10 protein-coding genes and 1 pseudogene are annotated in these 12,609 nt (G+C 44.4%); 2 read left to right on the plus strand and 9 right to left on the minus strand.

What is annotated here, in order from left to right:
• Positions 1-73 precede the first annotated feature (73 nt).
• The 7 genes from FKQ60_RS15275 to FKQ60_RS15305 all read right to left on the minus strand — a co-directional run bounded on the left by FKQ60_RS15275 (position 74) and on the right by FKQ60_RS15305 (position 7,724).
• Entirely contained in the window at positions 74-1,021 is a 948-nt protein-coding gene (locus FKQ60_RS15275; protein ID WP_170906705.1) for a glutathione S-transferase family protein, read from the minus strand.
• Positions 1,022-1,214: 193 nt separating this feature from the next.
• Positions 1,215-2,207, minus strand: coding sequence for a murein tripeptide/oligopeptide ABC transporter ATP binding protein OppF (gene oppF, locus FKQ60_RS15280; RefSeq protein ID WP_170906706.1), 993 nt, complete (start codon positions 2,205-2,207; stop codon positions 1,215-1,217).
• Entirely contained in the window at positions 2,207-3,175 is a 969-nt protein-coding gene (locus FKQ60_RS15285) for an ABC transporter ATP-binding protein (RefSeq protein ID WP_170906707.1), read from the minus strand. Before FKQ60_RS15285 ends, oppF begins: the two co-directional genes overlap by 1 nt.
• A 24-nt stretch (positions 3,176-3,199) precedes the next feature.
• Positions 3,200-4,102, minus strand: a complete 903-nt coding sequence (gene oppC / locus FKQ60_RS15290) for an oligopeptide ABC transporter permease OppC (RefSeq protein ID WP_004395493.1) — start codon at positions 4,100-4,102, stop codon at positions 3,200-3,202.
• Positions 4,103-4,117: 15 nt separating this feature from the next.
• Positions 4,118-5,038 (minus strand): oligopeptide ABC transporter permease OppB, encoded by a 921-nt coding sequence (gene oppB, locus FKQ60_RS15295; RefSeq protein WP_072669302.1) that lies wholly within the window; start codon positions 5,036-5,038, stop codon positions 4,118-4,120.
• A 104-nt stretch (positions 5,039-5,142) separates the two neighbouring features.
• Positions 5,143-6,774: an ABC transporter substrate-binding protein gene (locus tag FKQ60_RS15300; protein WP_115152717.1), complete on the minus strand. Its 1,632-nt coding sequence runs from the start codon at positions 6,772-6,774 to the stop codon at positions 5,143-5,145.
• A gap of 575 nt (positions 6,775-7,349) precedes the next feature.
• A complete protein-coding gene (locus tag FKQ60_RS15305) occupies positions 7,350-7,724 on the minus strand; it encodes a DMT family protein (RefSeq protein ID WP_040904854.1) in 375 nt (124 codons plus the stop codon).
• Between the two features lie 260 nt (positions 7,725-7,984).
• On the opposite strand from FKQ60_RS15305, the gene FKQ60_RS15310 reads away from it, so the two are divergent.
• Positions 7,985-8,902, plus strand: a complete 918-nt coding sequence (locus FKQ60_RS15310) for an aminoimidazole riboside kinase (RefSeq protein WP_004395497.1) — start codon at positions 7,985-7,987, stop codon at positions 8,900-8,902.
• A 167-nt stretch (positions 8,903-9,069) separates the two neighbouring features.
• Here the strand turns inward: FKQ60_RS15310 and FKQ60_RS15315 are convergent, their stop codons facing one another.
• Positions 9,070-10,698 carry a glycoside hydrolase family 32 protein gene (locus FKQ60_RS15315; RefSeq protein WP_004395498.1) on the minus strand — a complete coding sequence of 543 codons (1,629 nt, stop codon included), beginning with the start codon at positions 10,696-10,698 and terminating at the stop codon, positions 9,070-9,072.
• Positions 10,699-10,828: 130 nt separating this feature from the next.
• Positions 10,829-11,830, minus strand: coding sequence for a LacI family DNA-binding transcriptional regulator (locus FKQ60_RS15320; RefSeq protein ID WP_004395499.1), 1,002 nt, complete (start codon positions 11,828-11,830; stop codon positions 10,829-10,831).
• A gap of 253 nt (positions 11,831-12,083) precedes the next feature.
• Here FKQ60_RS15320 and FKQ60_RS15325 point away from each other — a divergent pair.
• Positions 12,084-12,482: pseudogene (locus FKQ60_RS15325) on the plus strand (glucose PTS transporter subunit EIIB); the annotation flags it as partial.
• Positions 12,483-12,609: the final 127 nt, after the last annotated feature.

Here is a 12,609-nt window from a genome sequence, read left to right on the forward strand (position 1 = left end):
TCACGGTTAATGGCAGACAAAAAGCCCTCGATGTAATTCGAGGGCTTTTTTAATCATGACGACCAAATGTCGATTAACTTAACTGTTCACGACCATGAGCACTATCAAGATCAAATTCTGGACCTCTTGGCACCACTTGCGTTGGATTAATCATGCTATGACTAAAATAATAGTGCCGCTTAATATGATAAAAATCCGTCGTTTCACGCACTCCCGGATGCTGATACAACTCTTTAAGATAGCCATTAAGATGAGGATAATCAGCAATCCGACGTTTATTACACTTAAAATGGCCCACATACACCGCATCAAAACGAATCAAGGTAGTGAACAATCGCCAATCCGCTTCAGTTAACACTTTTCCTGCTAAATAACGATGCGTTGCCAAATGTTGTTCGACCTTATCTAGAGCAGCAAAGAGTGCCTCATACGCTTCTTCATATGCTTGCTGGGTAGTAGAAAAACCACAGCGATAAACGCCATTATTAATATTGGGATAAATAAAAGCATTCCAATCATCAATGACTTCACGCAATGCCAATGGGTAATAGTCGATATCATTGCCGGTTAATGAGTTAAACACCGAGTTAAACATTCGGATAATATCTGCAGATTCATTACTGACGATGGTTTGGGTTTGTTTATCCCATAGTACTGGCACAGTAACGCGTCCGGTATAATCCGCTTTGGCTTGAGTATAGAGTTGATGCAAAAAACGATGGCCAAATAAAGGCTCGGGGATCCCAAACTTCCAGCCATGGCTTAGCATATCAGGGCAAACCACTGTTACGTCAATATGGTCCGTCAGCTGTTTTAACTCTCGAAAGATCAACGTGCGGTGCGCCCATGGACAAGCTAAAGAAACATACAGATGATAACGACCTGAATCGGGAGTGAATCGAGCATTCGGTGTGTTCTCTATCCAATCGCGAAAACCAGCGTCTTCACGCACAAATTGCCCATTGCTCTGTTTCGTATCGTACCAAACGTCCTGCCATTGGCCTGCCACTAGTCTACCCATGCTTGACCTCTCTTTACGTATTTTGCTACTCAGTATTGATACGCTAGTATAAAGTGCAGCCGTAAGAAGAGAACCGAAGGGAATTGGCCTAGATGTTCAAAATTTTTGATGGGGAAAGTAAATAAAACCATTTGAATATCACCCCGAAAGACAATCAATCTTTCGGGGCGATGTGGTAGAGGTAGATATTAGGCTATATTTCGACGTGTAGACACGACACAGCGTGAATATCATTACCTTTGATTTGCGGTTTGGTTTGCGCACACTCTGCCGTGGCTTGTGGGCAACGAGTGCGGAATACACAACCAGAAGGTGGATGGATCGGCGAAGGCAGATCCCCTTCTAACATCTGAATGGTTTTACTGCGCTCTTTTTTAGGATCAGGAATAGGCACTGCCGACATCAAGGCTTTGGTATAAGGATGCAGCGGATTGGAGAATAGAGCTTCGGACGTGCCCAACTCCACCGCGTTACCTAAATACATCACCAATACCCGATCGGAAATGTGCTTAACCACCGACAAATCATGAGCAATAAACACCAACGACAAGCCTAGCTCTTTTTGCAACTGCTGCAATAAGTTAACCACCTGAGCCTGAATCGACACATCGAGTGCTGAGACGGGTTCATCGCAGATGATCATTTTCGGATTTAAGATCAACGCACGGGCAATGCCAATACGCTGACACTGGCCGCCGGAAAATTCATGAGGATAACGGTTAATCACGTTCGGCAGTAAACCGACTTTGGCCATCATCTCTTTAACGCGATCTTTCACTTCTTGTTTAGATAGCTCAGGGTAAAAGGTTTGTAGTGGCTCAGCGATAATATCGCCCACCGTCATCCGCGGGTTGAGTGATGCCAACGGGTCTTGGAAAATCATCTGAATATCTTTACGAGTATTGCGTCGCTTAACGGCATTCAGACGGGTTAAATCTTGCCCTAACCAGACCACTTGCCCTTCAGTCGCTTCGACTAGACCAATGATTGCCCGAGCAAAGGTCGATTTACCACAGCCAGACTCACCGACCACACCTAAGGTTTCCCCTTCGTACAAGCGCACATTCACGCCATCGACCGCTTTAAGCGTCGATGGTTTAGCCCATGGCCATGGTGATTTTGCTGGAATGCTAAAATGTACTTTCAGATCTTGCACATCCAACAATAGATTTTTTTCTAAGTTCATTACTTCCATCCCTCCCAATCCGAAAAACAAGCGCGCTGACGATTATCGGCAAAACTCAGTAACTGCGGCGCTTCACGTTTACAACGGTCGGTGACTCGATGACAGCGTTCTTGATACGGACACCCCGGTGGTAGACGTAATAAATTCGGTGGATTACCCGGAATGGTCGGTAAAATTTCCCCTTCCGTATCCAAACGAGGAATGGCTTTTAATAACCCTTCTGAATACGGATGACTTGGATTATAGAAAATATCATCCACGTCAGCGTATTCCATGGTCCGTCCGGCGTACATGACCAGCACTTTGTCACATGAGCCAGCGACAACGCCCAAGTCATGGGTGATCATAATGATCGCGGTATTAAACTCTTTTTTCAGCTCATTGAGCAAATCCATGATTTGCGCTTGTACCGTCACATCCAGTGCGGTCGTCGGCTCATCGGCAATCAGCAGTTTTGGACGACACAACAGTGCCATTGCAATCATCACCCGTTGACGCATACCACCTGAAAACTCATGAGGATACATGGTGATCCGATTACGTGCCTCGGGGATTTTCACCGCATCGAGCATACGCACTGACTCTTCGAAAGCTTGCGCCTTACTCATGCCTTTATGAAGCATTAACACTTCCATCAACTGATCGCTGACTTTCATGTATGGATTGAGCGACGTCATTGGATCTTGGAAAATCATTGCAATTTGTTCGGCGCGAACTTTGTTCAATTCACGCTCAGGCAAGTTTAAAATTTCTCGCCCTTCAAATTTAGCACTGCCACTGATCTTTCCGTTTTTGGCCAGCAAGCCCATTAAAGCAAACACGGTTTGTGACTTGCCCGAACCAGACTCACCAACAATGCCCAAGGTCTCACCTTGTTGCAAAGAGAAGGTTAAATCATTGACCGCAGTGACCATGCCATCCCGAGTCGAGAACTCAACTCGCAGGTCTTGAACATCTAATAAGTTCATTATCTATTCCTTAGCTAAGTTGGGTTATCGGTCTTTAGGATCGAGCGCGTCACGCAGCCCATCACCGACGTAGTTAAAACAAAATAGAGTGACGATCATAAAAGTAGCCGGGAAGATAAGTTGCCAAATAGCGACTTCCATTGTGTTAGCGCCTTCCTGTAACAACGCCCCCCAACTGGTCATCGGCTCTTGAACCCCTAAACCAAGGAAAGAAAGAAATGACTCGGTTAAAATCATACTCGGGATCAGTAGCGTAGAGTAAACCGCAACAATACCCAGTACGTTCGGCACAATATGACGAGTGATAATTCGCCATTGACTGACACCACAGACATGCGCAGCTTCAATAAACTCTTTGCTGCGTAGGCTTAAGGTTTGCCCACGTACAATTCGCGCCATATCCAGCCAAGCTATCGCTCCAATCGCAACAAAAATCAGCACAATATTACGACCGAAAAACGTCACCAATACGATAACCAGAAACATAAAAGGAATCGCGTATAAAATTTCCAAAACACGCATCATCACACGGTCGGTACGACCACCAATAAAACCAGAAGCCGCGCCGTATAAAGTCCCAATCAGTACAGCAACAAACGCACCCATGATCCCGACCATCAAAGAGATTCGACCGCCAATTAAGGTCCGGACAAATAAATCTCGCCCTAAGGCATCAGTACCAAACCAATGGGTTGCCGAAGGGGCCGCGTGCATCGCATACCAATCGGTTTCATCGTAACTAAAATTAGCCAACATCGGCCCAAACACCACCAGTAAAGTGATGAAGCATAAAATACATAAGCTCGCCATTGCCGCTTTGTTGCGCATAAAACGTACACGAGCGTCTTGCCATAAACTACGACCTTCAATCTCAAGGTTTTCGGTAAATTTCTCTATGGCTTGTAAGTGTTCTTGTTTCTTTAACATGCTTTCGCCCTCAAACTAGTAGCGAATTTTCGGGTCGATATAAGCCAGAAGAATATCGACAATCGCGTTAAATAAGATAAATAAGAAACCAATCAAAATGGTGATTCCCATCACTAAGGAGTAATCTCGGTTAAATGCCGCGTTAACAAACAAACGACCAATTCCGGGTAAACCAAAAATGGTTTCAATGACCACCGAACCAGTGATAATGCCAACGAAAGCCGGTCCCATATAAGAGACAACCGGCAGTAAAGCGGGTTTTAACGCGTGCTTAAACACGATATAGCGATAGCTTAATCCTTTGGCACGAGCGGTACGGATAAAATTACTGTTTAAGGTCTCAATCATCGAACCACGGGTAATACGGGCAAAAGTTGCAACATACAGCAACGACATACCAATCACTGGCAACGCCATATATTTAAAGGATCCATCGAGCCAGCCACCGGCCGGAAACCAACCTAATTTGATGGAAAAGACATAAATTAATACCGGCGCTAATACAAAGGAAGGCATGACGACCCCGAGCATCGCGGTCGACATAATCGTATAGTCTATCCAAGTATTGTGCTTTAACGCCGCAATCGTACCAATCGAGACACCGATAATAATCGTAAAGATAAACGCCGCGGCACCAATTTTTGCCGACACGGGCAGTGAACTCGCAACTAACTCATTCACGGTATAATCTTTATATTTAAACGAGGGACCTAAATCACCACGCAAAATATTACCGAGATAAGTGATGTACTGCACCGAAACGGGCTTATCAAGGCCATATTTGGCATTGATATTGGCCATGACTTCCGGTGGTAATGGACGCTCACTAGAAAACGGATTTCCCGGTGCAAAGCGCATGAGAAAGAAAGACAGGGTGATCAATACCAACATGGTTGGTATTGCCTCAAATATCCTTTTTACGATGAATTTAAACATAAACTCACTCTTTCCAATCTGTGATAATAAAAAATACAAACGACACTGCATGCACCGTTACGTACATGCAGAGTCGAACAACAGGTGGTTTAACCACTCAATTATTATTTTGCTATGAGATAAAGATCTTTAGTGTAGATTTTTTCTTCAGCGTTATTGCTCGGGAAACCACCGACCTGTGGTGATAACAAACGAGATTTAACATATTGATAGATAGGGGCAATCGGCATGTCACGTGCAAGCAGTTTTTCTGCCTGAGCGTAAATCGCCTGACGCTCTTTTTCTGAGGTAGTTGCCATGGCTTTGGCCATCAGCGCATCATACTCTTCGTTATGATATCTTGGATCATTCGAGCTGTTGCTTGACTTCATCAAGGTAAGGAATGATGAAGCTTCGTTGTAGTCACCACACCAGCCAGCACGCGTCACGTCAAAGTTACCTTCACGGCGTGAATCAAGATAGGTTTTCCACTCTTGGTTCTCTAGCGTAACGTTCACTCCAAGGCCTGAGCGCCACATCGATTGAATCGCGGTCGCGACTTTACGGTGGTTTTCTGAGGTGTTGTATAGCAAATTAAAGCGCAGTGGATTACTGCGATTATAACCCGCTTCTTCTAGTAACTTTTTCGCTTCGGCCAAACGTTGCTGTTGAGTCATTTTGCCATAAGCAGGCATTTCTGGTTGAAAACCAGCGGTAATTTCTGGGGTTAAGAAATAAGCCGGTTTTTCACCTTGGCCCATAATCGCATTGGCGATGACATCACGGTCAATCGCGAAAGAGAGCGCTTTTCGAACTCGCACATCATCCAAAGGCGGTTTTTGGTTATTAAAACCATAGTAGTAAGTGCATAAGCTTCCCACGACTGAAACCGAGTCAGCGTGATCACGTTGTAGGCGGCGGAAATGTTCAATCGGCACTTCGTTGGTAATGTGAATCTCGCCAGATAAGAAGCGATTCATCTCTGCGACTTGGTTTTCAATCGGTAAAAACGTGACTTTGTTAATCACTGTTTTTGAATCATCCCAGTAATTGGGATTGCGTTTTAGCTCTAAACGCTCATTGACCACCCAGCGGTCCAACATATAAGCGCCATTGCTGACATAATTACCCGCGCGAGTCCACTCATCACCATGTTTCTCTATCGTCCCTTTATGGACAGGCTTCATTGTGGTATGACCAGTCATCATCACGAAATACGGCAGTGGCGTATCCAATTCAACCACCAAAGTATGATCGTCTAATGCTTTAACACCTAATGTCGTGCTGGCTTTTTCTCCAGCAATGATCTCTTTCGCGTTTTTCATCTTGGTGTATTCCATATACCAAGAATAAGGTGACGCAGTAGCAGGGTCGACCGCACGCTGCCAGCTGTAAACGAAATCTTGCGCAGTCACTGGATCGCCATTAGACCATTTTGCGTCTTTACGTAAATAGAAGGTATAAGTTTGGTTATCTGAGGTTTCCCAACGCTCGGCAACACCAGGAATAGTATTACCATCAGCATCTTGGTTAACTAAACCTTCGAGCAAGTCACGAATCACGTGCGATTCTGGTACACCTTCGGTTTTATGCGGATCGAGAGAAGCAACTTCAGTACCATTACCACGGATAAGCTCTTGAACAGGAGCAAGTTTAGTCCCTGCTGGAACATCAGCAGCGAGCGCAGAGAAAGAGGCCGTAGCGACAGTTAAACCTGCGCCAAGTAACAAGGCTTGTGTGATTTTATTTTTGTACATGCATAAACTCCAAGTTTTTATTTTGCATCCATGACTCTTTATTAAGCCTTCAGAACGGCCTGAATCAGGTGGCTTAGCGCAAAAACCAAGCAATATAACCTAGACCTAATAAAGAATTTCGCACATTAGCAATCATCGAAGTAATTTGCCAATAAAATGTAAAGCTAACCAATGATATCCTTAACCCACATCAATTATTAGGCAATTACTCCACTATAACGCTGCACCGCTGCGCGTTTGCGGTTACGCCCTAGTGACTAAAACCACCACTTACTTAGCCAGTAGCCTTTTTAATCGACAAGGGAAACAATCTTTAGACAAGTCGGGCATAAGCACTGCTTGAAACCCGATTAGCAGTATCTTCCGCCGTCAATTTAGCAAAAAATTAACATTTAAACAGTAGAACGTCTAACTTATTGTAATAATCCCCTGTTAAAGCCCTACGTTCTGTGAAGAGGGTCACTACCTTGCACTAAGCTGACCATATTGCCCCAGCATGTTGCATTCACAGTAAGAATTATTACCACGGAATCCATTGATTTAAACCACTGTGGCGATATTCAGCTCACAAGCAGTTAACCCATCGTACGGGTTAGTATTTCAAGTATTTGGGGACGAAAAATAAAAAATACCGCGCCAAGTAAACACAATCCAGCCCAGACAAAATCCAAGCGGAAAGGTTCTTTCATATAAATCAGCGCAAAAGGCACAAACACGGTTAACGTAATAACTTCTTGCAATATTTTCAGTTGGCCTAAGTTCATCACCGTATAACCAATCCGGTTTGCTGGCACTTGAAACATATATTCAAACAGAGCGATGCCCCAACTGATCAATGCGGCAATGATCCAAGGTTTATGAGCTAGATCTTTTAGGTGGGCATACCAAGCGAAGGTCATAAAAACATTACTGATCAATAACAGACCAATAGTGACCAACATCGGTGGCAGGGCAAACATGATGAACGCTCCGGATCAAGTAGGAAAACCAGCGCAGTTTGCGCTGAGTTTTTGCTCTCGTCAATCCACTCAATAGTAATTTCAATCAAACTGGGAACGATACCGAAAAATGAGCTAAAAATCCTACATTAACCACATTTATCATTAACTGATCACATTTTTAGAAGTGAAATCTTCTAGCTTTTATTTGATGCTTTTTCCACCCTGGCCCATCGGCTACACTAAGCAAAACCATGATCGGAGAAATAATAATGAACAAAATTTGGGTAACGGGCGATGCCGTCGTCGATTTAATTCCTGAAGGCGACAAGCATTACTTAAAATGCCCCGGAGGAGCTCCTGCTAATGTTGCCGTTGCCATTGCAAGATTAGGTGGACAAAGCGCTTTTTTTGGTCGAGTCGGGAACGATCCCTTTGGTCGATTTATCCAACAAACCTTAATAACAGAACAAGTCGATTGCCAACATCTTATTCTCGATGATCAGCAACGCACCTCAACCGTGGTGGTTGATCTCGATAGCTCAGGTGAGCGTAGCTTCACTTTTATGGTCAAACCCAGTGCTGATCAGTTCCTACAGCCAACCGATATTCCAGCCTTTAAACAAGGGGAGTGGCTACATGTTTGCTCTATCGCTCTTGCCAACCAGCCAAGTCGCAGCAGCACATTTGCAGCCATAGAACAAATCAAACGAGCCGGTGGTTATGTTAGTTTTGATCCTAATTTACGAGAAGAAGTCTGGCAGAATCCGGAGCAGATTATCGAGGTCGTCATGCAGGCAGTCAGTAAAGCTGACGTAGTCAAGTTCTCTGAAGAAGAGCTGACTTTTTTAACTCAAACACAAACTATTGAGCAAGGGTTAACCGCATTAGCTCCCCTCGCCTTACCCTTAGTGGTGGTCACTCAAGGGTCAAAAGGTGCTTTAGTAGTAACAGGCAAACAACAACAGTTAGTGACAGGTAAAGTGGTCAAACCTATTGATACCACTGGCGCAGGCGATGCATTTGTCGGTGGTTTGTTATACCAATTAGCGACAAGTTCCAACTGGCAAGAAAATACGACCCAAGCCATCCAATGGGCACATGGCTGCGGTGCATTAGCTACTACTCAAAAAGGGGCGATGACGGCTTTGCCTGACCAACAAGCGTTACTCGAATTTATCGAATCTTAATTGAATGGCTGTTGGTCTTGTTGAACCAACAGCCGCTATACCCAAACGATTTGGAGTCACAGATAAGCGGCAAATGAATTCATCCCAATGAGCATAGACAAACTATTTGATTGGGATGAACGAACGTAGCTAACATCGCTGCAGTTGCAAATAGGAACAGAATAACCTTAAGCAGCAAACGGCTTTAATGTTGCCTGAAGGGGGAAGTAATCCGCTTCTACCTCAGCGCCGAACAAAGCGATTTGCGTAGCATCCGGCGCGGTAAACACACGGCTACTCATCACTTGATCTCCTTGGTTGATAAAGATTTCAATCGACGAATGATCAACCAGAATTTGTAGCTCAACCTGCTGCGTAGTCAGACTGATTTCTCGTATCGTATCCCCTTGACGAATCTCAGTTTGACTACGATCTAAACGTAAAGTTTGGCTCTGCTCATCAAGCGTCAAAACGACTTGCTGCTGACTATTTTTCATCAAATGCAGCTCACTCCCCCAAGGTAAAGTGACCAGTAACTCATAACTTTTACCGCCAATGTCGATGCCCTGCTCGGTCAAATGTAGTGAGCGTTTTTCGCCGCGCAACTGAGTGAGTTCACGAATCGGGCTCTGTATCACGCGACCATTTATCCACCGTAACTCACGTAACGCGGTTAATTGATGGATCCAACCATCAGCACAACTAGGATGATCGACCTCGTCCGGTAGCCCCATCCAACCACAGAGTACACGGCGTCCATCTGGCGTCAGTGCCGTTTGCGGCGCATAAAAATCAAAACCACAATCAAGCTCCCAACCTTGTAAGAATTGTAGCTGTCCTTGCTGGTTGTCGGCAACGGTGAAAATTCGATTGTGATGTTCAATGGTGTGATGAGGATTAGGCGAGCGGATACCTTGTGGACCAAAAACAACCAAACTTTGGCCATCAAGTTCAAACATATCTGGGCATTCCCACATATAACCATAAGGCGCTAATTCTTGACCATACAATCCATCAAAGTGCCAATCTTGTAAGTTATCCGAATGATAAACGGCCAAACAGCCCGCTAATTGCTGAGTTTGCGCGCCGAGCAGCATCCGCCAGCGGCCCTGTTTATACACCACTTTGGGGTCACGAATATGCTCAGTGACACCATCTGGTAGCGTGCGTATCACAGGGCCCAGCTTTGTAAAACCACCTTCAGAGTTAGCTTTCGCAACGCACTGCATGGTTTGCCGCTGACGACCATGCCCTAAGCGGGTATTTCCGGTATAAAATAGCCACAGATCGTCGCTATCACTCACCGCATGACCTGAAAATACACCGTGACTGTCAAACCAATCTGAAGGCGTTAAAGCAATCGAATGCCAACGCCAGTTGATAAGATCTTGGCTTTTGAGTAGCACCCAGTACTTGTCTTTATGTTGGCAAGCAAACGGGTGCCACTGATAAAATAAATAATATTCACCTTGATGATAAACAAAACCATTAGGATCATTGAGCAAACCTTGTGGCGGCGAAATATGCCATTGCGGACGATATACACTTTCGGTCGGCGGTAAATAAGCTTTGGCTTGTTGACGTTGCTGTTTTGCAATGTGAATGCCAACCTCTGCCAAATCGTGTTCAGAAATTTCATCACTGATCGGCATAGAAAGCTGCCACTCCCCTAATACCGACTCTGAGACTATCGACGTTGGCAGCGGTTTAACCTGCTGTAAATCACGTACCGCAACGGTTACCCGCCCTTCTGGTGCTAAAATACGCAGAATATTGGTTATCCCACCAGCGAGTTCAATCAACAAATTAAGAGACATAGAATTACCATCAAGTCGGGAACGTTCTCAAAAAGTATAAGACATTACGCCGATAGGCAAGTATTTCTGATTTTCATGAGTAACTCGACGAGAGCAATGTGAGAAAGAACACAAAATTGTCGACGAGTCTCTACGAGACCAATGGTGAGCAAGTCTCACGATCAATATTTTGAAAGGTCAGCACGACTTTACTCATTTCTAAACCTTGTCCAGCAATACGATCAAGCAACATTTTTGCGGCATTTTCTCCTGCTTTATCAAAAGCATAATTGAACGTTGATAAGCTTGGAGTACTGACATAAGCCAACTCGTCATTACCGACCCCAAGTATTTTCACCTGCTGACCCGCAATTCGACCGCTCTCATGCAGGGCTTTAATTGCCCCGACCGCTAATCGATCAGTCGCACAAAATAGTCCATCGAGTTGAGGGAAAACTTGTAGTTGCTGCTTAGCTAACCGATAACCTGATTCAATCGAAAAATCACCACGTGCATGAAACAATAACTCTCGCTGATGAAGCGCTAGTGACTGAGCTAGCCCTTGCGAACGAAGGGCATCTACCGCCAAATCATCACTTTGCACACCGATAAAACCGATCTGCTCGCATCCAGCCGCGACTAAGCGATTACCTGCTTCAAACCCGACTCGTAAATCATCATGCACCACGCTAGGGATATTGTATAACGAGCCATCCTGACCAATTAATACAACGGGAACATGAGATTGTTGAATCGCTTTAATCAAAGGCTCATCAAGGTGAGTCGCATAGAAGATGATTCCCTCAACCCGCTTTTGATTAAAGATTTGAATGTATTCTAATTCCTTAGCATGAATTTGATGAGTATTGGCGAGTAATACATGCTTTCCTGCTTGTTCAAAAATAGCCGTTAAACCATCAACCCCTTGCGCGGTGGCATGGGAAGAGACCCGAGGCACAATCACTCCAATCAAATTGGTCTTTTGTGATTTGAGATCTTTTGCAACCTGATTGACCATATAACCACAATCAGCAACCGCTTTTAACACCTTGATTTTGGTAGATTCTTTAACACCATACTCGTCATTCATCACTCGTGATACGGTCGATTTTGATACACCAGCTAAACGCGCTACATCATGCAAACTTGCCATTATTTTCTCATTCCATCATCACATTGGGATTGATTGCAAAATCACTACCATCTTATCGTTCTTAATGCGTGATTCTACCCTTGTTTTGTTAATTATCACTGCGGGTTTTGGCGATCCTATTCACATATTTACTGATTTCCTTTTGACCTGTCGCGATTTGTTGATGATTATTAAAACTGCAAACGTTCCCAAAAAAAACAACTGTAATCATTAAAACTATCCTATAAATCATTCACAACAACCGGGGTGAGTTATGAACTATCCAGTCATAGCAAAACAACTTATTGAGCTGTTGGGTGGCAAAGCCAACATTCAAGCACTCGCACACTGTGCCACTCGACTACGTTTGGCGATCAGTGATGAATCGCTGATTGATGAAAAAGCCATTGAAGATCTCGATGGTGTAAAAGGTCAATTTAAAGTCGCAGGTCAGTACCAAATTATTTTCGGTTCAGGCATTGTTAACCAAGTTTATGCTGAAATGGCCAAGTTGACGGGCCTTGCTGAGATGTCCACCAATGATGTGGCTTCAGCTGGTGCACAAAAGCAGAATATTGTCCAACGTGCAGTGAAAGGCTTATCGGATATTTTCGTACCCATCATCCCAGCGATTGTCGCGGGGGGCTTATTAATGGGTCTTTATAACCTATTAAACCTGAGATCTGGTTAAGCCAGAACTAAGCAATTACTCTCTAACAGCTCAAACTCTTGAGCTGTTAGATCTAGACTGGGCTTTTTATCCCTCAAGCAGTACGCGATTAATCCGCCCAACAGATTCA

Origin of the sequence: Vibrio sp. A11, assembly GCF_013048705.1 — a bacterium.
GTDB classification, from domain to species: domain Bacteria; phylum Pseudomonadota; class Gammaproteobacteria; order Enterobacterales; family Vibrionaceae; genus Vibrio; species Vibrio metschnikovii.